This window comes from Streptomyces sp. NPDC032721 (genome assembly GCF_055579625.1).
In genome coordinates this window covers 39,811-61,911 of sequence record NZ_JBVIMX010000027.1, presented here as the reverse complement: position 1 = coordinate 61,911, position 22,101 = coordinate 39,811, and the positions used below count along the sequence as shown (strand labels likewise).

21 protein-coding genes and 1 pseudogene are annotated in these 22,101 nt (G+C 71.7%); 14 read left to right on the top strand and 8 right to left on the bottom strand.

Annotated elements, in window-relative coordinates:
• The first annotated feature begins 27 nt into the window (after positions 1-27).
• From ACZ5PB_RS38565 to ACZ5PB_RS38555, 3 genes are all read left to right on the top strand, one after another.
• Positions 28-1,614, top strand: coding sequence for an ABC transporter substrate-binding protein (locus tag ACZ5PB_RS38565; protein ID WP_468697906.1), 1,587 nt, complete (start codon positions 28-30; stop codon positions 1,612-1,614).
• Positions 1,615-1,723: 109 nt separating this feature from the next.
• Positions 1,724-2,407, top strand: a complete 684-nt coding sequence (locus tag ACZ5PB_RS38560) for a uracil-DNA glycosylase (RefSeq protein WP_468697849.1) — start codon at positions 1,724-1,726, stop codon at positions 2,405-2,407.
• Positions 2,408-2,482: 75 nt separating this feature from the next.
• Positions 2,483-2,962 carry a hypothetical protein gene (locus ACZ5PB_RS38555; protein WP_468697847.1) on the top strand — a complete coding sequence of 160 codons (480 nt, stop codon included), beginning with the start codon at positions 2,483-2,485 and terminating at the stop codon, positions 2,960-2,962.
• Between the two features lie 45 nt (positions 2,963-3,007).
• Here ACZ5PB_RS38555 and ACZ5PB_RS38550 read toward each other — a convergent pair whose 3' ends face one another.
• Positions 3,008-3,595 carry a hypothetical protein gene (locus ACZ5PB_RS38550; protein ID WP_468697846.1) on the bottom strand — a complete coding sequence of 196 codons (588 nt, stop codon included), beginning with the start codon at positions 3,593-3,595 and terminating at the stop codon, positions 3,008-3,010.
• Positions 3,596-3,697: 102 nt separating this feature from the next.
• A complete protein-coding gene (locus ACZ5PB_RS38545) occupies positions 3,698-4,294 on the bottom strand; it encodes a TetR/AcrR family transcriptional regulator (protein ID WP_468697845.1) in 597 nt (198 codons plus the stop codon).
• 82 nt (positions 4,295-4,376) lie between these two features.
• On the opposite strand from ACZ5PB_RS38545, the gene ACZ5PB_RS38540 reads away from it, so the two are divergent.
• Both ACZ5PB_RS38540 and ACZ5PB_RS38535 read left to right on the top strand, forming a co-directional pair.
• Positions 4,377-5,615 carry an FAD-dependent monooxygenase gene (locus tag ACZ5PB_RS38540; RefSeq protein WP_468697843.1) on the top strand — a complete coding sequence of 413 codons (1,239 nt, stop codon included), beginning with the start codon at positions 4,377-4,379 and terminating at the stop codon, positions 5,613-5,615.
• A gap of 30 nt (positions 5,616-5,645) precedes the next feature.
• Positions 5,646-6,551, top strand: a complete 906-nt coding sequence (locus tag ACZ5PB_RS38535; protein WP_468697841.1) for a Gfo/Idh/MocA family protein — start codon at positions 5,646-5,648, stop codon at positions 6,549-6,551.
• On the opposite strand, the gene lnt is transcribed toward ACZ5PB_RS38535, so the two are convergent.
• Positions 6,475-8,148, bottom strand: a complete 1,674-nt coding sequence (gene lnt, locus ACZ5PB_RS38530) for an apolipoprotein N-acyltransferase (RefSeq protein ID WP_468697839.1) — start codon at positions 8,146-8,148, stop codon at positions 6,475-6,477. The genes ACZ5PB_RS38535 and lnt overlap by 77 nt on opposite strands.
• 68 nt (positions 8,149-8,216) lie before the next feature.
• On the bottom strand, positions 8,217-8,744 hold the full coding sequence (locus ACZ5PB_RS38525) for a nuclear transport factor 2 family protein (RefSeq protein ID WP_468697838.1): 528 nt from the start codon (positions 8,742-8,744) through the stop codon (positions 8,217-8,219).
• A gap of 163 nt (positions 8,745-8,907) precedes the next feature.
• Here ACZ5PB_RS38525 and ACZ5PB_RS38520 point away from each other — a divergent pair, with 163 nt between their 5' ends.
• Positions 8,908-9,870: a S8 family serine peptidase gene (locus ACZ5PB_RS38520; protein WP_468697836.1), complete on the top strand. Its 963-nt coding sequence runs from the start codon at positions 8,908-8,910 to the stop codon at positions 9,868-9,870.
• Positions 9,871-9,922: 52 nt separating this feature from the next.
• Here ACZ5PB_RS38520 and ACZ5PB_RS38515 read toward each other — a convergent pair whose 3' ends face one another.
• Both ACZ5PB_RS38515 and ACZ5PB_RS38510 read right to left on the bottom strand, forming a co-directional pair.
• Positions 9,923-10,798 (bottom strand): undecaprenyl-diphosphate phosphatase, encoded by an 876-nt coding sequence (locus tag ACZ5PB_RS38515; RefSeq protein WP_468697835.1) that lies wholly within the window; start codon positions 10,796-10,798, stop codon positions 9,923-9,925.
• 188 nt (positions 10,799-10,986) lie between these two features.
• Positions 10,987-11,862 (bottom strand): TVP38/TMEM64 family protein, encoded by an 876-nt coding sequence (locus tag ACZ5PB_RS38510; RefSeq protein ID WP_468697833.1) that lies wholly within the window; start codon positions 11,860-11,862, stop codon positions 10,987-10,989.
• 121 nt (positions 11,863-11,983) lie between these two features.
• Between ACZ5PB_RS38510 and ACZ5PB_RS38505 the strand changes: the two are divergent.
• From ACZ5PB_RS38505 to ACZ5PB_RS38485, 5 genes and pseudogenes are all read left to right on the top strand, one after another.
• A pseudogene (locus ACZ5PB_RS38505) lies at positions 11,984-12,085 on the top strand (DNA alkylation repair protein); the annotation flags it as partial.
• Positions 12,086-12,492: 407 nt separating this feature from the next.
• Positions 12,493-13,665 (top strand): elongation factor Tu, encoded by a 1,173-nt coding sequence (tuf, locus tag ACZ5PB_RS38500; RefSeq protein WP_468697831.1) that lies wholly within the window; start codon positions 12,493-12,495, stop codon positions 13,663-13,665.
• 311 nt (positions 13,666-13,976) lie between these two features.
• Complete coding sequence (locus ACZ5PB_RS38495) at positions 13,977-14,444, top strand: phospholipase (protein ID WP_468697829.1); 468 nt, start codon at positions 13,977-13,979, stop codon at positions 14,442-14,444.
• A gap of 83 nt (positions 14,445-14,527) precedes the next feature.
• Complete coding sequence (locus ACZ5PB_RS38490; RefSeq protein WP_468697827.1) at positions 14,528-15,385, top strand: patatin-like phospholipase family protein; 858 nt, start codon at positions 14,528-14,530, stop codon at positions 15,383-15,385.
• Between the two features lie 101 nt (positions 15,386-15,486).
• Positions 15,487-16,335, top strand: a complete 849-nt coding sequence (locus tag ACZ5PB_RS38485) for a spermidine synthase (protein ID WP_468697825.1) — start codon at positions 15,487-15,489, stop codon at positions 16,333-16,335.
• On the opposite strand, the gene ACZ5PB_RS38480 is transcribed toward ACZ5PB_RS38485, so the two are convergent.
• Together ACZ5PB_RS38480 and ACZ5PB_RS38475 are read right to left on the bottom strand one after the other, a co-directional pair.
• Complete coding sequence (locus tag ACZ5PB_RS38480; RefSeq protein WP_468697824.1) at positions 16,322-17,560, bottom strand: MFS transporter; 1,239 nt, start codon at positions 17,558-17,560, stop codon at positions 16,322-16,324. The two genes, ACZ5PB_RS38485 and ACZ5PB_RS38480, sit on opposite strands and share 14 nt — an antisense overlap.
• Positions 17,561-17,680: 120 nt before the next feature.
• On the bottom strand, positions 17,681-18,817 hold the full coding sequence (locus ACZ5PB_RS38475) for a DUF8017 domain-containing protein (protein ID WP_468697822.1): 1,137 nt from the start codon (positions 18,815-18,817) through the stop codon (positions 17,681-17,683).
• A gap of 144 nt (positions 18,818-18,961) precedes the next feature.
• On the opposite strand from ACZ5PB_RS38475, the gene ACZ5PB_RS38470 reads away from it, so the two are divergent.
• The 3 genes from ACZ5PB_RS38470 (at position 18,962) to ACZ5PB_RS38460 (ending at position 22,066) form a co-directional block, all read left to right on the top strand.
• A complete protein-coding gene (locus ACZ5PB_RS38470) occupies positions 18,962-19,399 on the top strand; it encodes a DUF4442 domain-containing protein (protein ID WP_468697905.1) in 438 nt (145 codons plus the stop codon).
• Positions 19,400-19,582: 183 nt separating this feature from the next.
• The gene (locus ACZ5PB_RS38465) at positions 19,583-21,256 is read left to right on the top strand and encodes a carboxylesterase/lipase family protein (protein ID WP_468697820.1); all 1,674 of its coding nucleotides are present in this window, start codon (positions 19,583-19,585) and stop codon (positions 21,254-21,256) included.
• Between the two features lie 102 nt (positions 21,257-21,358).
• Positions 21,359-22,066 carry a DedA family protein gene (locus ACZ5PB_RS38460; protein ID WP_468697819.1) on the top strand — a complete coding sequence of 236 codons (708 nt, stop codon included), beginning with the start codon at positions 21,359-21,361 and terminating at the stop codon, positions 22,064-22,066.
• The last annotated feature ends 35 nt before the right edge of the window (positions 22,067-22,101 follow it).

Sequence of the window (22,101 nt, the reverse complement as noted above, 5' to 3'; positions counted from 1 at the left end):
CATGGCCGACCGAGGAGTGTGCGCGTGTTGTACCAGGCCAGGAGACTGCGGGTTGCCGCAGCCCTCACGTCCATATCCCTGCTGGCTGGTTGCGGGGTGCTGAGCGAGGACAGCGCCGGCGGTGAACAGAAGATCACCGTCGGCACGACCAGCAAGCCGAGCGGACTCGACCCCGCCGGGGTCTGGGACGGCTCCTGGGAGCTGTACCGCAACGTCTTCCAGACGCTGCTGAGCTACCCGACCGGAAGTTCCGCCCCTGCGCCGGACGCGGCGAAGGCCTGCGACTTCGCCGACACCACACACCGTGTTTACGCATGCGAACTCCAGTCGGGGCTGACCTTCTCCGACGGGGCCAAGCTGGACGCCGCGGCCGTCAAGCACTCGATCGACCGGATCATCAGGATCAACGCCGAGGGCGGCCCCAGGGGTCTGCTCTCCAGTCTGCGGACGATCGAGACGCAGGGCGAGAACAAGGTCGTCTTCCGCCTCAACAAGCCCGACGCCACCTTCCCGTTCGTCCTCGCGACGCCCGGCATGTCGCTGGTGAGCCCGGCCGCCTACCCCGCCGACCGGCTCCGCACCGGCAACTCGCTGACCGGCTCCGGGCCCTACACCCTCCAGGCCTACCGCCCCAAGGGCGCGGACTCCGGCGCGGACCTGATCCGCAACACCACGTACAAGGGCTTCGCCGACCGGCAGAACGAGGCCGTCACCATCCGCTACTTCGACGACTCGGCCACCATGGTCAACGAGCTCAAGAACAAGCGGATCGACGCCACCTTCCGAGGACTCACCGCCGAGCAGGTGATCGGCCTCCAGCAGGCCAAGGCCGGCGCGCTCAAGGTCATCGAGTCGCCCGGCTCCGAGATCCACTACCTGGTCTTCAACCCGAAGGACCCGCACGCCGCCAATCCGGCCGTCCGGCGGGCGATCGCCCAGCTCGTGGACCGCCCCGCCCTCGTCGACAAGGTCTACAAGGGCACCGCCGAGCCCCTGTACTCGATGGTGCCGAGCGGCATCGCGGGCCACACCACCAACTTCTTCGACACCTACGGCGAACCGGACGCGGCCGCCGCCAAGCGCATCCTGCGCGCGGCGCGCATCACCAGGCCCGTACCACTGACGCTCTGGTACCCCACCGACCGCTACGGTTCGGCGACCGCACTGGAGTTCGCCGAGCTGAAGCGGCAGCTGGAGGAGTCCGGGCTGTTCACCATCACCCTCAAGGGCCGCCCCTGGGAGACCTTCCAGGACGGTGTCGAGAAGGGCGAGTTCCCGGTGTTCGGGCGCGGCTGGGCGCCGGACTACCCGGACGCGGACAGCTTCGTCTCGCCCTTCGTGGGCGCGCAGAACGCGATCTCCACGCCGTACCTCTCCTCCGAGATCACCGGGCAGCTGCTCCCGAAGTCGCGCCGCGAGGCCGACCGGGCCCGCGCCACCAAGTACTTCGTACAGGCGCAGAAGGTCCTGATGGAGGACGTACGGCTGCTGCCGCTGTGGCAGGGCAAGCTCTACGTCGCGGCCGCCGCGGACATCGGCGGCACCGAACGGGCCCTGGACCCGCAGACGGTGATGCAGGTGTGGGAGCTGTTCCGCAAGACCAGCTGGGACTAGGACCTGTCGTTCGGATCAGGCCTGGTCGCGGGGCTCGCGGGCGGCGTTGTCAGTGGTGGCCGGTAGGTTCTTGAAGCAGAGAACAGATCGTTTACCGGAGGTTGTTGACGTGACCGACACCCAGATGCTCCCCGAGTCCTGGCGCGGGGTCCTCGGCGAGGAACTGCAGAAGCCCTACTTCAAGGAGCTCGTGGAGTTCGTCGAGGACGAGCGGTCGAAGGGGCCGGTCCACCCGCCGCGCGAGGACGTCTTCGCCGCCCTCGCCGCCACCCCCTTCGACCGGGTGAAGGTCCTGATCCTCGGCCAGGACCCCTACCACGGCGAGGGGCAGGGGCACGGGCTGTGCTTCTCGGTGCGTCCCGGCGTGAAGACCCCTCCCTCGCTGCGCAACATCTACAAGGAGATGCACGCGGAGCTGGGCACCCCGATCCCGGACAACGGCTATCTGATGCCGTGGGCCGAACAGGGCGTGCTGCTGCTCAACGCGGTGCTCACCGTGCGCGGCGGCGAGGCCAACTCGCACAAGGGCAAGGGCTGGGAGAAGTTCACCGACGCGGTGATCCGCGCGGTGGCCGAGCGCCCCGACCCCGCCGTCTTCGTCCTCTGGGGCAACTACGCCCAGAAGAAGCTGCCGCTGATCGACACCGAGAGGCACGCCGTGGTGAAGGGCGCACACCCCTCGCCGCTGTCCGCGAAGAAGTGGTTCGGCTCCGCACCCTTCACGCAGATCAACGCGGCCGTCGCCGAGCAGGGCCACGAGGCGATCGACTGGACCATCCCGAACCTGGGCTGAGCCTGAGCCCGATTGCCGGTGCCTGCCGCTAGCTTTCCGTCTGTCGGTGACACGTACGGGCGAGGTGGAGGCGGAGTGGCGGAGCAGCAGGGGGCGTCGCGGGACGAGGCGTCGCAGGACGCGGTGATGACCCGGATCGGGCAGACCGCGATGCTGCTCCACGCCGGTGACCGGCAGGAGGCGCGCAGCCGGTTCGGTGCGCTCTGGGAGGAGATCGGTGCCGGGGGAGACGCCCGGCACCGGTGTCTCCTGGCGTACTACATGGCAGATGCGCAGGACAAGGCGCGCGACGAACTGCTGTGGGACCTGCGCGCGTTGGGGGCGGCGGACGAGGCGGTGGCGGAGGCGGCGGAGCAGGCGGGGGAGCTGCGCGGCTTCTACCCGTCGCTGCACCTCGGCCTCGCGGCCGACTACGCGAAGCTCGGCCGCCCGGAGGCCGCCCGGACCCATCTGCGCAGGGCGAGGGCCGCGTGCGACGCGCTGACCGACGACAGTTTCGGGCACGGGGTGCGGGCGGCGATCGGACGGCTGGAGGAGCGACTGGCGGGGGAGTGAGGGGGCTGGGGGGAGAGGCGGGGCGGGGCGCCGCTCCCCGGAGCGTCAGCCTCCGTAGGTGTCGCGGCAGATGCGGGCCTCGGGGCTGTTCGGCCGCCAGCCGCCGTAGCCGGTGCCCAGCGCGCAGACATCGGCGCCGGTCACCGGGATCTCCGGTGCCTTCTGCGGCTTGTCCGCCTTGCGGTGCGAGTTCCCGTGCCCGTGTCCGTCCTCGTGCCCGTGTCCGTGCCCGCTCCCGTGTCCGGGCCTAGGCTCGGCCGGTTCCTGGGCGGCGCGGCGGGCGGGCGGCTCAGCCCGGTGCGGCTGTGGGGGAGTGGCACCGCGGGAGTCCTGCTCCGGTGCCCCGGCGGACCGCCGGGGTGCGGAGGTCCGCTCGGCAGGCAGCATGGCCGCCTCCAGCACCTCGTGGACGGGTGCCTCGACGATGCGCTCCGGCTGGCCGGCCTGTCCTGCCTGCCCCGCTTGTCCTGCTTGTCCGCCCTGTCCGGCAGGCCGAGGGGGCGGGGCGGCGGGCGCCTGGGGCGCCGACGACTGCTGATGGCTGGCCGGAGGGCCGCTCTGCTCGGTGGCCATACAGCCGGAGGCGGCCGTCACGGCCACCCCCACCAGGAACGTCGCTGCGGTTCTCGTCACGGTTCTTGTTCGGTGCACCCGCGCAACTCTGCTGACAGCGAGCCCGGTTGGGGAAGCCGGGAGAGCGATATTGGTCCACACGAGTGACGGGCCCGCCGGAACTTACGTCCCGCAGGCCCCGAGCATCCCGCTCAGCAACTCTCCGAACCCGGTACGGAGTTCCTCCTCGGTCGGCACCGCCGCGTGATAGGCACCCACCGCACACGAGAACATCAGGCCCTCGACCCACGCCACCAGCGACAGCGCGTGCCGCTCGGGCGACTTCGACCCCGCCGCCGCCAGCACCTTCACCAGTGGCTCACGGAACCTGGCCCGCCCCGCCGCGTCGTAGAACTCCCGCAGCTCCGGCCGCCGGGTGGCTTCGAGCCCCAGCTCGTAGCGGGCCACCAGCAGGTCCCGGTGCTCGGTGAGATGCCGGTGCAGTACGCGGACCAGTACGCCGACCAGTTCCGGCAGGGGCGCGGCGGCCCCGGGCCCCGGCAGTTCGCCCAGCCCGAGCAAGGCCGCCTCCCGTACGGCCAGCCGCTGCACCCCGGCCTCCAGCAGTGCCTGCCGGGTGCGCGCGTAATTGGACGTCGACCCCTGTGGCAGCCCCGCCGCCTCGTCCACCGCCCGGTGGGTGAGCCCGCGCATCCCCCGCTCGGCTAGCAGTCGCAGGGCGGCATCGGCGATGAGTTCGGCGCGGGTGGCAGCAGGCATGGACGCAATCTACCCGCCGGACTACAGCTGTAGTAGCGTGCAGCACGTCACTACAGCTGTAGTTTCCCAGGAGGGGTCAGCCATGTCCCGGTCCCAGTTCCCGTTCCCCTTCCAGGCCCAGCACCCGCGAGCCCGTGCCGTCGTCATCGGAAGCGGCATCGGCGGCCTCACCGCCGCAGTCGCCCTGCACCGGCGCGGCTGGCAGGTCACCGTCCTGGAGCGGGCGGAGTCCCTGGAGCCGGTCGGCGCCGGAATCGGCCTCGCCCCCAACGCGCTGCGCTCGCTCGACGTCATCGGCCTCGGCGACGAGATCCGCGACCTGGCCGCCTGGCAGGGCCCCGGCGGCATGCGCACCCCCGGTGGCCGCTGGCTCTCCCGTACCGACAGCTCCGTCGCCGTCGAGCGGTTCGGCGACCCGCTGGTCCTGGTGCACCGGGCCACCTTGGTCGACGTCCTCGCCTCCGGGCTGCCCAAGGACACGATCCGCACCGGTGTGGCTGCGGAGCTGGCCGACCGGGGCGCGGTGGACGGCAGGCCCGCCGTCGTCCGTACCCCGCAGGGCGACATCGAGGCCGACCTCGTCATCGGCGCCGACGGCATCAAGTCCGCCGTGCGCGGCGCGCTGTTCCCCGAGCACCCCGGGGTCACCTACGCAGGATTCACCAGCTGGCGCATGGTGGTGCCCGCACCCACGGACCCCTTCCCGCCGCACGAGACCTGGGGGCGCGGCCGGCTCTGGGGCACCCAGCCGCTCAAGGACGGCCGGATCTACGCGTACGCGGCCGCCGCCGCATCCGAGGGCGGCCACTCGCCCGACGGCGAGAAGGCCGAACTCCTGCGCGCGTACGGCGACTGGCACCACCCCGTCCCTGAAATCCTGCGGGCCGTCACCGAGGAACTGATCCTGCGGCACGACGTGCACCACATGAGCACCCCGCTCCCCGCCCACCACCGGGGCCGCACCGTCCTCATCGGCGACGCCGCGCACGCCATGTGCCCGACCATGGGCCAGGGCGGCAACCAGGCCATCGAGGACGGCATCGTCCTCGCCCACCACGCGGACCCCGCCGGCGGACTGGGCACCGCCCTCGCCGCGTACAGCGCCGACCGGCTGCCCCGCACCACGGGCATCGTCCGCAGGTCCGCCAGGATCGCCGCGCTGATGATGCTCAGGCGCGCCCCGGCCGTGGCCCTGCGGGACGGGGCGATGACCCTCGCCCGGTTCGGCCCCGGCCTGGCGATGCGCACCTTCGACGGGATCGCCGACTGGCAGCCGCCACAGCGCACGTATGCTGCCTCCAAGGCCGCCCACCAGGGATAACGGCCGTACGGCGAGAGAAAGCAGGACCCCGTGAAGGTCGGCGTCATCGGGCTCGGAGACATCGCGCAGAAGGCGTACCTGCCGGTCTTCGCCACCCTGCCGGAGACGGAGCTGCACCTCCAGACCCGTACCCCCGCCAACCTGGCACGGGTCGCCGAGGCCCACCGGATCCCGTCCGAACGGGCCCACACCGACCTCGACGCACTGCTCGCCCAGGGCCTGGACGCCGCGTTCGTGCACGCGTCGACCAGCGCCCACCCGGAGATCGTCGGAAGGCTCCTCCAGGCGGGCGTCGCCACCTATGTCGACAAGCCGATCGCCTACGAACTGGCCGACTCGGTCCGGCTGGTGGAGCTCGCCGAGGAGCGCGGCGTCAGCCTCGCCGTCGGCTTCAACCGCCGGCTGGCGCCCGGCTACGCCCAGTGCGCGGACCACCCGCGCGAGCTGGTCCTGATGCAGAAGAACCGGGTCGGCCTGCCCGAGGACCCGCGCACCTTCGTCCTCGACGACTTCATCCACGTCGTGGACACCCTGCGCTTCCTGGCCCCCGGCGAGATCGACCACGTCGACGTCCGGGGCCGGATCGTCGACGGACTGCTGCACCACGTCGTGCTCCAGCTCTCCGGCGACGGCTTCACCGCGATCGGCACCATGAACCGGCTGAGCGGCTCCACCGAGGAGATCCTCGAAGTGTCCGGACAGGACACCAAGCGGCAGGTCGTCAACCTCGCCGAGGTCATCGACCACAAGGGCCAGCCGAGCGTCCGCCGCCGCGGCGACTGGGTGCCGGTGGCCCGCCAGCGCGGCATCGAGCAGGCCGTCACCGGCTTCCTGGACGCCGTACGGGCGGGCAGGACGCTCAGCGCACGGGACGCGCTGGCGACTCACGAACTGTGCGAGCAGGTGGTACGGAAGGTGCTGGAGCAGGCTTCCTGAGGCTCCGTACGCCCTCGGCCGCGAGCAGCAGCGCCAGGACGGCCATCGCCGAGTGGAGCGCCCAGTCGCCGTACTTCGTGTACGGGGTCCGGCCCTGCGACAGGGGTACGTCGTAGACGGCGGCGGCGCTCCGCTCGGTGCTCAGCGGCTCGCCGACGCGCACGCCGTCGGGGCCGTACACCGCGCTCACTCCGGTCAGGGTGGCGTGCACCATGGGGCGGCCGTTCTCGGCGGCCCGCAGCGCGGCGAGCGAGGCGTGCTGTGCGGGGGCCCAGCTCTGCTGGAAGGTGGAGGTCGCCGACTGGGCGATCAGCAGCTGGGCGCCGTCGCGCACCAGCCGCCGGCTCATGTCGGGGAACGCCGACTCGAAGCAGACCAGCGGGCCAAGACGCAGCCCGTTCGGCAGTGGCATCACCACGGTCCGGGTGCCGCGCATCCGGTCCTCGCCCGCCGCCTTGCCCACCGAGGTGGCCCAGCCGAGCAGCGCGCGCGCCGGGACGTACTCGCCGAACGGGACCAGCCGCATCTTGTCGTAGCGCGCCCCGGTCGGCCCCTGCGGTCCCACCAGCACCGAGGACTTGAAGATCCCGGGCGTGTCCGAGCGCCGGGCATCGACATTGACCAGGACATCCGCGCCGACCAGCCGGGACAGCGCCGCGATCCGCCGGGCCACGTCCGGGCGGGCGAGCAGGTCGGCGCCCACGCTGCTCTCGCCCCACACCACCAGGTCGACGCGCTGCCCGGCCAGGGTGCGGGTCAGCTGCTCCTCACGGGCGAGGCGCTGCTCGGTGGAGCCGATGCCGTCGAACACCCCGGGCTGTACGACGGCGACGCGGGCGGTGTGGCCGGGCGCGGGGCGCGGGGCCCACGCCCAGGCGGCCCCGGTCAGCACGGCGGCGGCGACCAGCGCGGAGCCTGCGGCGGTACGGGCGTACGGCAGCGTCAGCAGCACGACGAGGGCGGTGTTCACCGCGACCACCAGCAGCGTCACCGCCCAGACCCCGCCGAGCGAGGCCAGCCGCAGGGCCGCGGTGACGTCCCACTGCGAGGAGCCGAGCAGCCCCCAGGGGCCGCCGAGCCCCTCCCAGGAACGGGCCAGCTCGACCATCAGCCACCCCGAGGGCAGCACCGCCACGGCGGCCAGCGCGCGCGGCACCGTCGGCCGACCGCCCAGCATCAGCCGCACCAGCCATCCCCACGGCAGCCACAACAGCCCCAGCAGCGCCGCCACCAGCAGGATGAACACATGCAGACTCGGGATCAGCCAGTGGTGCACGGCCACCACGAAGCCGGTCCCGCCGAGCCACCCGTCCAGCGCGGCCCGCCGCCCGGACGGTGCGGAGCGGACCAGCAGCATCCACGGCAGCAGGGCCACGTACGCGAACCACCACAGGCCGGGCGCGGGAAAGGCGAGGGCGGGCAGCGCCCCCGCGAGGACGGCGGCCGCGCCGCGCCACCAGGGCGAGGAGAGCCGGTCCCGCCAGGGCGAAACGAGCCGGTCCCGCCCGGTCGAATCGAGCCGGTCCCGTCGGCGCGAATCGAGTCGGCGGCGCCACGACGCGGGCTCCGGCCCGGCCGGCCTCCAGCGCTTCGGCATCCGCGCCTCCTCACCACCGGAGTGTTGCCCCCAGTGTGGGGGAGGCGGGCGGGCGGGGACAGTGGGCGTCAGCCGGTGCCTGTGTTCGAGGTGGCACCGGCACCGGAACCCGTACCGGCTCCCGCGCCGAGGTCCGTCTGCCGCCACTTCTCGTGGACCGTCACCCGGTGCACCTGCCAGGAGACGCCCTCGGCACGACGCAGGCTGAAGGTGTAGCGGCCACCGGTCACGAAGTTCGGCGCCGACGCCCCGTCCGCCCCATCCGCCCCGCGCAGCCGCATCGGATTGAGGTAGTCCGCCTGGACCTCGGCACTGTCACCCGTGTATCCACCGAGCTCCTCCAGCCGCAGCCGGCGGTTCACTATCAGGTGCTGGCGCACCGGAAACAGCCGCAGCATCTCCTCCAGCCACCCGGCCACCTCCACCGCCGGCCCCTCGATGCCGCCCGCCGAGCGGTAGTCCGCCCGGCCGTCCGGGGTGAACAGGGCCTTGTACGCCGTCCAGTCGGCGTCGTCGACGGCCACCCCGTATCCGGTGATCACCGCGTCGATGGCCAGCCGGTCCATTACCGTCGCGAGCTCCACACGCTGGGTCATCGGCACAGTCTCGGGCAGCGGAGCCCAGCAGCCAAGGGCCCGTGGGGCGCGAGTGCTCGCAGTGCGGCGGCCGTACAGCGCTCCTACGATCGACGAAAACCATGCAATTGGTATTCATTCGGTTGGTATTCATTCGGTCACTCTCGAAGGTGCTCACATGGGTATGCGGCGTACGACTGCTCTCCTGCTCGCCACCGCGGTCGCCTCGGCGTCCCTGGCCACCGGCTGCGGCTCGGACGACGAGAAGAAGCCCGACCCGATGCGCGGTCAGCAGTGGGCACTGAACGCCATCAAGCTGCCCGACGCGTGGCAGACGGCCGACGGCGACAAGACGGTCATCGCCGTCGTCGACACCGGCGTCGACCGCAAGCACCCCGACCTCAAGGACCGCCTGGTCGACGGCCACGACTTCGTCGACAACGACGACGACCCCACCGACGAGAACGGCCACGGCACCCATGTCTCCGGCATCGCCGCCGCCGCGACCGACAACGGCGTCGGCATCGCGGGCGGTGCCCCCGGCGCGAAGATCATGCCCGTACGGGTGCTGGGCGCTGACGGCAGCGGCAGCGACGCCAACATCACCAAGGGCATCGTCTGGGCCGCCAACCACGGCGCCGACGTCATCAACCTCTCCCTCGGCGAATCCGGCCTGATGGCGCGGCTCCTCAAGGGCGGAGTGCTCAACACCGCCATCGCCGCCGCCCACGCCAAGGGCGCGGTCGTCGTCGCCGCCGCCGGGAACGACGGCACGGCCCTCCAGCCGTACAAGCCGCAGACCCCGGTACTGGTGGTCGGCGCGAGCGGCCCGACGGGCAGGCCCGCGGACTTCTCCAACTTCGGCGCCCAGCAGGCCGTGACCGCGCCCGGCGTGAAGATCCTCTCGACCCTCCCCACGTACGAGACGAAGGAGACGGTCAAGAACACCAGCGGTTACGGAACCCTGGACGGCACCTCGATGGCCGCGCCGTACGTCTCCGCGGTGGCCGCCCTGCTGCACCAGCAGGACCGCACCCCGGACCAGATCATGGCGGCGATCCGGGACACCGCGAAGAACCCGGAGAAGCTGCCGAAGCTGGGTCTGGGCATCGTGGATGCGAACGCGGCGGTGGCCTCGAAGAAGTAGGGCCCCAGCCCCTGGCCCCCAGCCCCTGCGTGTCCGGAGAACGGGCCCGGGCTCAGCCCGCCGACTCACCCGCGTGCGGGCTGAGCACGTCCGTGCCGACCAGTACGAACAGGACGATGCCGAGCGCGATCCGGTAGTACACGAACGGCAGGAAGCTGCGCGTGGAGATGTAGCGCATGAACCACGCGATCACCGCGTAGCCGACTCCGAAGGCGATCACCGTCGCGAGGGCGGTCGGCCCCCAGGAGACGTGCCCTTCGTCGACGTCCTTCAGCTCGTACAGGCCCGAGGCGAGTACCGCGGGGATGGCGAGCAGGAAGGAGTAGCGGGCCGCCGACTCACGCGTGTAGCCCATCAGGAGGCCGCCGGAGATGGTCGCGCCGGAGCGGGAGACTCCGGGGATCAGGGCGAGCGCCTGGCAGAAGCCGTAGATCAGACCGTCCCTGACGCCCAGGTCCTTGAGCGTCTTGCGGTGGTTGCCCGCCGTGTGGCGGCCGGTGTCGGACTCGGCGCGTGCGGCCAGCCGGTCGGCGACGCCCAGCACGACACCCATCACGATGAGGGTGGTGGCGATCAGCCGCAGATCGCGGAACGGGCCCTCGATCTGGTCCTTGAGCGTGACGCCCAGCACGCCGATCGGGATCGAGCCGACGATGACCAGCCAGCCCATCTGCGCGTCGTGGTCGCCGCGCATCGACTTGTCGCGCAGCGAGCGGAACCAGGCGGACAGGATCGTCCCGATGTCCTTGCGGAAGTAGATGAGGACCGCCGTCTCGGTGCCGATCTGGGTGATCGCGGTGAACGCCGCACCCGGGTCGTGCCAGCCCGCGAACGCGGCGGTCAGCCGCAGATGGGCGCTGGAGGAGATGGGCAGGAACTCGGTAAGGCCCTGGACCAGCCCGAGGATGATGGATTCGAACCAGCTCATGAAGGGTGGCGCCGTCCCTGATCTGGGGTGCGGCCAGGCGCGACCAAGCGACAGCCGTGCACCGTGTGGAGGGTGGGGTGAGTGGTGCGCAGCGTACCTGCGGCAGGTGGCCACAGGGTGATCAAAGGGCGGCGTCGGCGGGATCGTGTCGGGCCCGGATGTTCACCTGGGGCGGCTAGTTCCCGTGTTCAGTTCTTCGAGAGGGGCAGTGCCGGTGCCTTCAGCGCTACGGATGCCTCACCGGCCTGTTCCCCGGCACCCTCCCCGGCCTCCTTCCCGGCCTGCGGCCGGGGCCTGCCGATGGAGTGGCGCTTGAGCCAGGCGACCACCACTCCGCCCACGCTCGACACCACGATGAAGCCCATCGAGATCAGGAACGCCGGGGACATCGGCGAGGAGGCCTCGCTGCCCGCTATGACGTACGCGAGCGTGTTCGGGATCGAGCCCAGACCGGTCGCCGCCAGGAACGACACGTACCGCATGCGCGAGACCGCCGCGCAGTAGTTGGCGGCGGCGAACGGCACTCCCGGGAACAGCCGGATCGCCAGCATCGACCGGAAGCCGTGCCGGCTCAGCACCCCGTCGGCGGCCAGCAGCACCCGCCCCCTGAGCATCGGCCGCAACGCGTCCTGGCCGAGCAGCCGGCCCAGCGCGAAGGAGATCCCGGCGCCCAGGACCGTACCTGCGATGGACGTGGACAGGCCGAGCATGCTGCCGAAGAGGGCGCCCGCCGCCAGGTTGAGGATCGGCCGCGGCACGAAGGCCACCGTGCACAGTCCGTACGCCACCCCGAACAGCACCGCGGCCGTCGTCCCGCCGAGATGCGGTGGCCAGCCGTCCGCGAGCATCTTCTGCGGCTCGTACAGCAGGACCGCGGTGGCCGCCGAGGCGAGCACGACCACGAGCAGGGCGAGCCGCGACCACGGCGACAGGAGGAGACGGGCGCAGCGGGCGCCGCGCGCCTCCGGGCACGGGGCTTCGGGCCCGCCGCCGAGGTCATCGTGACGTCGGTCGTCGCGCGGTGCTTCCGTGCGGACCGTGGTCCGGGTGGCTGGGTCGAGCATCCGGGGAGAGTAACCGACATACGTGTGTGATCGCCGTAATGCGCACCTCATGAGCCGTATCCGCGGGACGGTTCCGGACAGCGCGCTCGCCGACACGGTGCCGGCGCGGCTCACCGCTTCCCTGCCCGTGGTCCGTCGGCTGCTGGTGGCCGACCCCTGGTGGGACACCGTCGACCTGCTCGCCGCGCACGTGGTGGGGCCGCTGGTGGCCACTGACACCGGGCCCCTGTCGGTCCGGTAAGCGCTCAAGAACCTCGGCTGATCAAGGGATAGTTGAGAGCTTCAATAATCATTCGACCCCGAGCGGTCCGCAGGGCAGTATCAGGCACATGTTCCGGTACGCCTTCCTCGCAGCGCAGTCCGCAGTCGCGGACGCGCCGAAGGCTGCCGTCATCGAACCTTTCGCAGCAACCGCCTTCGCGGCGGTCGCACCTGCCGTGCCTCTCGCACCTGTCGCAGCGCCCTTCGACGGCGCCCGAAGCTGACCCTCCTCGGATCGCGTCCGACGGACCCCGCACGGGGAGGGTCGGCCGGGCCCCGGGGTCCCTCCACGCTTCGTGGACCTTCAGCTTCGCGAGTCCGCAGGAATTCGTGAACTCGTGAATTCGTAGAAACAGGGATCGATCCGCCATGTCCAAAACGGCATTCGTCCGCACCAAGCCCCACCTCAACATCGGCACCATGGGCCACGTCGACCACGGCAAGACCACCCTCACCGCCGCCATCACCAAGGTCCTCGCCGACCGCGGCACCGGCACCTTCGTTCCGTTCGACCGGATCGACCGGGCGCCGGAGGAGGCCGCGCGCGGCATCACCATCAACATCAGTCACGTCGAGTACGAGACCGACACCCGCCACTACGCCCACGTCGACATGCCCGGCCACGCTGACTACATCAAGAACATGGTCACCGGTGCCGCCCAGCTGGACGGCGCGATCCTCGTCGTCTCGGCGCTCGACGGCATCATGCCGCAGACCGCCGAGCACGTCCTGCTGGCCCGTCAGGTCGGCGTCGACCACATCGTCGTCGCCCTGAACAAGGCCGACGCGGGCGACGACGAGCTCACCGACCTCGTCGAGCTGGAGGTCCGCGACCTGCTCTCCGCGCACGGCTACGGCGGCGACGCGGCCCCCGTGGTCCGAGTCTCCGGCCTCAAGGCCCTGGACGGCGACCCGCGTTGGGTCGCCGCGATCGAGGCGCTGCTCGACGCCGTCGACACGTACGTGCCGATGCCCGAGAGGTACGTCGACGCACCCTTCCTCCTCCCGGTGGAGAACGTCCTCACCATCTCCGGGCGTGGCACCGTCGTCACGGGGGCGATCGAGCGCGGCACGGTGCGGGTCGGGGACCGGGTGGAGGTGCTGGGCGCGGACGTCGAGACCGTGGTGACCAGTCTGGAGACCTTCGGGAAGCAGATGGACTCGGCCGAGGCGGGCGACAACGTCGCGCTGCTGCTTCGCGGGGTGCCACGCGACGCGGTGCGCCGGGGCCATGTCGTGGCGCAGCCCGCCAGCATCGCGCCCGCGCGTCGCTTCGCCGCGCAGGTGTACGTCCTCTCGGCGAAGGAGGGCGGCCGGTCGACGCCGGTCGCCTCCGGCTACCGGCCGCAGTTCTACATCCGCACCGCGGACGTGGTCGGCGACGTGGACCTCGGCGAGGCCGCCGTCGCCCGGCCCGGCGACACCGTCACCATGACGGTCGAGCTCGGCCGCGACGTACCCCTGGAAGCGGGCCTCGGCTTCGCGATCCGCGAGGGCGGACGCACGGTTGGCGCGGGCACGGTCACCGAAGTCCTCGGCTGACCTGACCCGGGGGAACGGGGGGCGGGGCACGGGGCACGACGAGCGGGCCGGTCCGGAATCGCACCGGGCCGGTCCGCCTGTCGAATGTCGGAGTCGAACTCCCCTGAGACGTCGGAAAGTTGGCGGAGGATACCGCTCCGGAACAGGTGGCGGAGGGGTGGATTTCGGCCGACCTGTGAGTTTGGGTGGTGGAGGAACTCAGCAGGAGACGTGATGCTTTCGGGTATTCGCTCTTCACAGGTGATCTCTGCTCTCAGTCTGTTGCCCGCCGCACCGGTAAAGATCCGGTGCCCGCAGACTGGAGATACCGCATGCGCCGCCTCCTCACCGCCGGGCTCGCCGCCGCCGCCCTGCTCGCCTTCGCCACCCCGGCGTCCGCCGCCCCGGCCGACAAGCCCCAGGTCCTGAGCAGTTGGACGCAGACGAGCGCGTCGAGCGCACAGGCCTTCCACGCGGCGCGTGCGAACCAGGGCAACTGGTCGGCGTACGGCTTCAACTGGTCGACCGACTACTGCTCCTCCTCGCCCGACAACCCGTTCGGCTTCCCGTTCCAGAACTCCTGCGCCCGGCACGACTTCGGCTACCGCAACTACAAGGAGGCCGGCACGTTCAGCGCCAACAAGTCGCGCCTCGACGACGCGTTCTACGCCGACCTCAAGCGTGTCTGCGCGCAGTACTCGGGCGCGAAGAAGACCTCCTGCGACGCCACGGCCTGGACCTACTACCAGGCAGTCAAGGCCTTCGGCGTGAGCGCCGCCGAGAGATCTCTGGTCGGCTGACGCGGAGCGACGGTCCCGGTCCTGTGCCCGTCGGCACGGGGCCGGGACCGGACCGTTCCAGCCCGTGCGCCAGACTGCCCCGCATGGCAGACACCGCACTGGTACTGGGATCCGGCGGCCTCACCGGCGTCGGCTGGGAGACAGGAATGCTTTACGGGCTCGCCGAGGCCGGGGTGGACCTGGGCACGGCCGACCTCGTCGTGGGCAGCTCGGCCGGTTCGATCGTCGGCGCCCAGCTGCTGTCCGGGCGGCTGACGCCCGGCGCGCTGTACGAGCGCCAACTCGTGCCCGCACCCCGGGGCGAGCCCGCCGGGCGCACCGCCGCCGGGCTGTTCGTCCGGTACGCGCGCGCCGTGCTGGTCTCCCGTACGCCCGAGGAGTACGCCCGGCGGATGGGCAGACTCGCACTCGACGCACTCGCCGAGGGACGGACGCCCACTCCGGACGAGCGGCGCGAAGTGATCGCGGAACGGCTGGTGTCGCACGCGTGGCCGGCGCGCCCGCTGCTGGTCACCGCGGTTGACGCGGCCAGCGGGGAACTGCGCGCCTTCGGTACGGACAGCGGTGTGCCGATCGTGGACGCCGTCGCGGCGAGCTGCGCGGTCCCCGGGTTCTGGCCGCCGATACCCATCGAGGGGCGGCAGTGGATCGACGGCGGAGTGCACTCGACCGCCAACGCGCACCTGGCCGCCGGATACCGCAGGGTCGTCGTGCTCGCACCCAACCCCCTCGGCAACAAGGTCATGCCGTCCCCGGCTGCTCAGGCCGCCGTACTGGCCGGGGCCGGGGCACGTATCCACGTCGTCACCCCGTCGCAGGAGGCCAGGAAGGCGTTCGGCCGCAACTCCCTCGACCCGGCCGCCCGCGCGGCAGCCGCCCGCGCCGGACTGGAGCAGGCACCTGCCGAGGTCCGGGCGGTGGCCGAGATCTGGCACGGCTGACGGACGGGGCGGGGGCGGGTCACGGGGACGGGGTCGGGTCGCGAGGACGAGGACGGGGACGGGGAGCGTCGCGGAGAGGGGATGCGGGGGACAATGACCCGATGAAGGATCCGATACCGGTCGTCCGGGACGTCGACGGCGGCACCGCCCGGCTGATGCCCGACGTCGACCGCGCGCACGCCTGGCTGCTCACGGTGGACGGCGCACCCCAGTCGTACGTGGACCTGGACGAGCCGGCGTACCTCGAATTCGAGTACGCGCGCAGGCTCGCCCACGTCGTCGACAGTGCCGCGGACCCCGGCGAGCCCCTCGACGTCACCCACCTCGGCGGCGGCGGCCTCTCGCTGCCCCGCTACGTCGCCGTCACCCGCCCCGGGTCTCGGCAGGACGTGGTCGAGGCCGACCGGGGGCTGCTCGCCCTGGTCACCGAGCACCTGCCGCTGCCGGACGGCGGCGCCGGGATCACCGTGCACGGCGACGACGGGCGGGCCTGGCTGGAGCGGGCGGCCGACGACTCGGCCGACGTGCTGATCGCGGACGTCTTCGGCGGCTCGCGGGTGCCCGCCGCCTTCACCTCTGTCGGGTACGCGCGGGAAGCTGCCCGGGTCCTGCGGCCCGGCGGAATCTACGCGGCCAATCTCGCGGACGGTGCGCCCTTCGACTTCCTGCGCTCCCAACTGGCCACGTTCCGGGGTGAGTTCGCGGAACTGGCGCTGATCGCCGAGCCCGGGGTGCTGCGCGGACGCCGGTTCGGGAACGCGGTGCTCGTCGCTTCGCAGCGGCCCCTGGACACCGCCGCACTCGCCCGCCGTACCGCCTCCGACGCCTTCCCTGCCCGGGTCGAGCACGGCCCGGCGCTGGTCAGGTTCGTCAAGGGTGCGGCAGCGGTCAGCGACGCGGACGCGGTCGCGTCACCCGTGCCGCCCGACGGGGCCTTCAGCGTCGCCTGAGGTTCCGTACGTCCGGGATCGTCAGCACCGCCGCCGTCAGCAGCACGATCAGCGCCGCCGAACCCCAGAGCGCCTGGGAACGGCCGAAGGCGCTCTCGGCCGGGCCCGCCAGGGACGTGGCGACCGGCACCATGGCGAGCGAGCCCAGCCAGTCGTACGCCGAGACCCGGGAGAACTTGTCCTCCGGGATCTCCTGGTGGAGCGCCGTCATCCAGGCGACGCCGAACACCTCGATCGAGACTCCGGTGGCGAACATCACCACGACCAGCGCCCACGCGGGCAGCGGCACCGCGAGCCCCGCCGACGGCAGCGCGAGCGGGAAGACGCAGAGCGCCCCGGCCAGCAGCAGCCTGCGCGGCTTCCAGCGCATCATCAGCACCGCACCGCCCACCGTGCCCGCGCCGAACCCGGCCAGCGCCAGACCCCACGGGGCCGCGCCGCCCAGATGCTCCTCGGCGACCAGCGGCCCGTACACCGCCTCGGCAGCCGCGACCACCGCGTTGATCACCGAGAACTGCAGCACGATCGCCCACAGCCAGGGCCGCGAGGAGAACTCCTGCCAGCCCGCCCGCAGATCCGCGATCAGCCCGCTGCTCTTCACCCGCTCCGGTATGTGACTCACGTCCAGGAACGCCCGCAGCGCCCCCGCCACGGCGAACGCGGCGGCGTCGATCGCCAGCACCCAGCCGGGCCCGACGGCCGCGACCAGCGCGCCACCGAGGGCGGCCCCGCCGATCGAGGCACCGTTCATCGACATCCGGAACACCGCGAAGGCGCGCCCCGCCTGCTCGCCGGTGACGGTCGAAAGCAGCATCCCCTCGGCCGCCGGGCCGAAGAACGCCTGCCCCACCCCGCCGAGCCCGGCCAGCAGCATCATCTGCCACAGCTGGGGAGAGCCGGTGAGCACGAGGAGGGCGAAGAGGCCCTGGGAGAGGCAGTTGACGGCGTTGGCCGCGACCATCACCAGGTGCCGGGGCAGCCGGTCGGCCACCGCGCCGCCGATCAGCAGGAACAGGATCAGGGGTACGGTCCTGGCCGCCGCGACCAGACCGACGTCGCCCGCGTCGCCGCCCGCCGCGAGGACCGCGAAGGAGCCGGCGATGAGCGCACCGCTGGAGCCGAGGTTGGTGACGACGGCCGCCGCGGTCAGCAACGAGTAGTTGCGGCCGGCCCAGCTCGGGCGGCGGCGCACGGCAGACGACGGCGGGGCGGCGGGGGTAGTCACTGAGGGACTATCGCCTCCGCCGCCCCGGGATGCCAAACCGAACGGGTGTGTTTACCGATATGGGGTGTTCGGTCGGCTGAACAGCCGGTCAACCCGCAAGTCGGTCAGCGGGTCGGACAGTCAGCCCGTCAGTCGGAGGGTGCCGAGGATCTTCAGGATCGTCGCGTCCGGGACCTCGTCCTTGACGCCCTTGGCGCTGTACAGCACCCAGGCCGAGTAGTCGCCCTTGCCGTTCTTGAAGCCGAAGGCGGTGGCCTTGCCGTCGGTGGCGCACTTGGTGGGCTTCTTCACGCCGGTCGCGGTGGAGGTCGAGATCTCGCCCACGAGGCCCGACGTGGTGGTGAAGGGCTTGGGCTTGCCCACGTTGAGCTTGCCGGTGCGCTTCTGGTCGTATCCGGCGTAGACCCAGTTGCCGGATTGGATCTCGGCCACCTCACCGGCGTTCTTGGCGCCGCTGGCGCCCTTGGTGCCGACGCGGGCCAGACCGGTGAAGTCCTTCTTCCCGTCGTTGTCGTCGTCGTCCTCGCACCACTTCTCCTTGAGGGAGGCGGGAGCGGACATCGCGACCACGGGCTTGCCGGTGGGGTTCTTCTCGTCCTCGAAGCCGACGATGGTGTCGGTCGTGCCGACCACCCACTCCGGCGGCACGTCGAACATGGTGCCGTGCTTCGGGTTGAGGACGACCTTCCAGCCGGGCACGGTCGGCTTGGCCTCGATGCCGCCGCGCGGGTTGCCGCTGCTGCCGCCCGGCGCGGGTGCGGCCGGGTCGGACGCGGGTGCCGAGGGCTGCTTCGGGGCTGCCGACTGGGTGGGCTTGCCGTCGGCCACCGGCTCCTTGCTGGACTTGTCGTCGTCCTTCAGGACGAAGACCCCGGTGCCCACGAGTGCGGCGATGACCACCGCGCCCGCGACGGCGGCCGTGACGATGTTCTTCTTGCGCTCGTTCTGCGGACCGCCGGGTCCACCGGGACCGCCCGCGACCACCGGACCGGGCACGGTCGGGGCCGTGTACTGGCCCTGGTACGGGTTGACCCCGGGCGGCGGCGGTGTCGGCGCCGAGCCGGGAGCCGGATAGCCGTATCCCGGCGGCGGCGGAGTCTGCTGGTAACCACCGGGCGGCGGGCCCGGCGGTGGCGTCTGCTGGCCACCGGCCGGCGGCTGGCCGGGCGGTGGGGTGCTCGGGTACCCGGGCTGCGGGTACGGGTTGGAGTCCTGCGGGTTCTGCTCGCCCCCGGGCGGCTGCTGTCCTGGCCACATGGCGAGTAACCATAGAGGGGAGGGGACGGCGGGGCTACCGCCGCCCCCGCGGGCACCGGCAGCTGTGACACACCCCTGACGTGCCGGGGGATGGCCAAGAACTACTACCCGTGGGTAACATCAGCGCCCATGAGCGCAGATCAGATGTCCGTCGGCGAGATGCTCGCCGCCACGGTTCCGATGGCCCGCACGTTGGGTCTGGAGTTCCTGGAGACCACCCCCGAGCGGGCCGTCGTCCGCCTGCCCGACCAGGCCGACTACCACAACCACGTCGGCGGACCGCACGCCGGAGCCATGTTCACCCTCGCCGAGTCGGCGAGCGGCGCGATCGTGATCGCCGCCTTCGGTGACCAGTTGACGCGCGCCGTGCCGCTCGCGGTCAAGGCCGAGATCGGCTACAAGAAGCTCGCCATGGGCGTGGTCACCGCGACCGCGACCCTGGGCCGCCCGATCGCCGACGTGGTCGCGGAGCTCGACGCGGGCGAGCGCCCGGAGTTCCCGGTCGAGATCGCGATCACCCGTGAGGACGGCGCGGTCACCGGCGAGATGACGGTGGTCTGGACGCTGCGGCCCAACAAGTAGGCCGTCCGGCAGGGATGGCAGTGACGGCAGGGGGCGGTTCCCCCACCTCGGCGGAGGTGGGGGAACCGCCCCTACTGTTTCTTGTTCAACTTATTGACTGTCCTGCCACTCGGCCCTAACTTTTACGGACGCGACAGTTGGCACGTGTAAATGCCCCATCACCTCACCGCAGAGGCAGTGGTCATGACTGGTTCACGTACCGCCCCGCCACGAACGCACAGAGCCCTTCTGCCGGTTGTCGCCCTCGCGGTGGCCGCCACCACCGCCCTCGTCCCCCTGTCCGCACAGGCGGCACCCTGGGACGGGAACGTCAGCGCCAGCCCTGTCGTACGGACCGACGCTGGCCTCGTACGGGGTGAGACCACCCCGTACGGGCAGCAGTTCCTGGGTGTTCCGTACGCCGAGCAGCCGGTGGGCGAGCTGCGCTGGAAGGCGCCGAGGCCCCCGGCCGACTGGCGGGGCGTGCGCGACGCGACCCGCTTCGGCAACCGCTGCGTACAGACGAAGAGCTGGGACCCGGGGTACGAGGAGCCCAGCTACACCGAGGACTGCCTCGCGCTCAACGTCTACGTACCGAAGCAGGCGGCGTCGCGGGCGGGGTCGCAGGCAGCCTCGCGGCACGGAAGGCTGCCCGTCCTGGTCTGGTTCCACGGCGGCGGGCTGACGGCCGGAGCGGGCGAGGACATCGTGCCCGACGAGTTCGCCGAGACCACCGGCACGGTCGTCGTCTCGGTCAACTACCGCCTGGGCGCGATGGGTTTCCTCGCCACGCCCGGGCTGGACGCCGAGGCCCAGGACCGTACCTCCGGCAACTTCGGGATGCAGGACCAGCAGGAGGCACTGCGCTGGGTGCGGGCCAACGTCCGGGGCTTCGGCGGCGACGCCTCCCGGGTGACCGTAGCGGGGGAGTCGGCCGGCGGTTCTTCGGTCTGTACGCAGCTGGCTTCGCCGGGCGCGCGGGGCCTCTTCCGGGCTGGGATCATCGAGAGCGGCGCGTACAACGACTGCGCGGCCCGCGAGAAGAAGCAGGCAGCCGAGCAGGGGACGGCCTTCGCCGCCAAGCTCGGCTGCGCCGACGTGCGGACGGCGCCCGCCTGTCTGCGCGGCAAGACCTCCAGGGAGATCCTCGAAGCACAGGGCGGATTTTCCTGGAGCCCGGTGGCCGGCGGCTCGTTCCTGCCCGTCCAGCCCCTCGCGGCCTTGAAGGAGGGGAAGGCCGCGAGGGTGCCGGTGCTCAACGGAGCGAACAAGGACGAGGGCAGGCTCTTCGCCTTCGGCATGTTCGACGGGCAGGGCAAGCCGCTGACCCCCGAGGCGTACCCGGCGGCGGTGCGGGGGTACTTCGGGCCGGCACTCGGCGCGAAGGTGCTCGCCCGGTACCCGGCCGCCGCCCACGAGTCGCCGACGATCGCGCTCGGCACCGCCGTCGGCGACCGGCTGTTCGCCTGCCCCGCGCTGCGGCTGAACCGGGCCGCCGCCACCCACAACACCGTCCACACCTACGAGTTCGCGGACCGCACCTCGCCGCCGTTCGCCTCCCTGCGCGACCATCCGGTCCCGTTCGACTTCGGCGCGACGCACGTCAACGAGGTGCAGTACCTCTTCAAGCACTTCGGGCTGAAGACACCGCTCAACGCCGAACAGCGCAGGCTGTCCCGGCAGATGGTCCAGTACTGGGGCTCCTTCATCCGGGGCGGCGCCCCCACGGCGGCCGGACAGCCGGACATGACGTCCGAGAACCGCACCCCGGGCAGCGTGCTCTCGCTGAAGACCGCTTCCGCCGGAGGCAACACCGTCGACACGAAGATCGGATCAGACCACATGTGCGACCTCTGGGACGCCGCCGCCACGGCCTGACCAGGGGGGTAGGCTGCCCGGCGTGCGCCGATCAGGCGCGGGCCGGGCGGTCTGCCCGTGGGCCCTACAGCAAGTGATCCAGGTACGACGGAGGAACAGGCGTTGCACGTCCAGGAATGGCTGGAGACCGTGCCTGCGGTCAGCATCTACATCCTGGTGGGGGTGGTCATCGGTGTGGAGAGCCTCGGCATTCCGCTGCCCGGTGAGATCGTCCTCGTCAGTTCGGCCCTGCTGGCCTCTCAGCACGGCGAGATCGACCCGTACATCCTGGGCGCGTGCGCCACGGCGGGCGCGATCATCGGTGACTCGATCGGGTACGCGATCGGGCGCAGGGGCGGGCGGCCACTGCTCGCCTGGATGGGCAAGAAGTTCCCCAAACACTGCGGGGAGGCCCAGATCGCCCTGGCGGAGCGGTCGTTCCAGAAGTGGGGCATGTGGGCGGTCTTCTTCGGCCGCTTCGTCGCACTGCTGCGGATCTTCGCGGGACCCCTCGCGGGCGTACTGCGCATGCCGTACTGGAAGTTCCTGATCGCCAACGTGCTGGGCGGCATCGTCTGGGCGGGCGGCACCACGGCCGTCATCTACTCGGTGGGCGTGGTCGCGGAAGCGTGGCTGAAGCGCTTCTCGTGGCTCGGACTGGTGGCCGCGGTGCTCGTCGGGCTGACGTCGATGCTGGTGCTGAAGAACCGCGCGAAGAAGGCCGCGGAGAAGATGGAGGCCGAAGGGGCCGCAAAGGCGGAGGGGACGGAGAAGGCCGGGGAGTCCGGGGCCGAGACCGTCCCGGAGCGCGTTCCGGCCGCCGTCGACTGAGCCGTACGCACATACATGACGTCACGCCCCCGCAC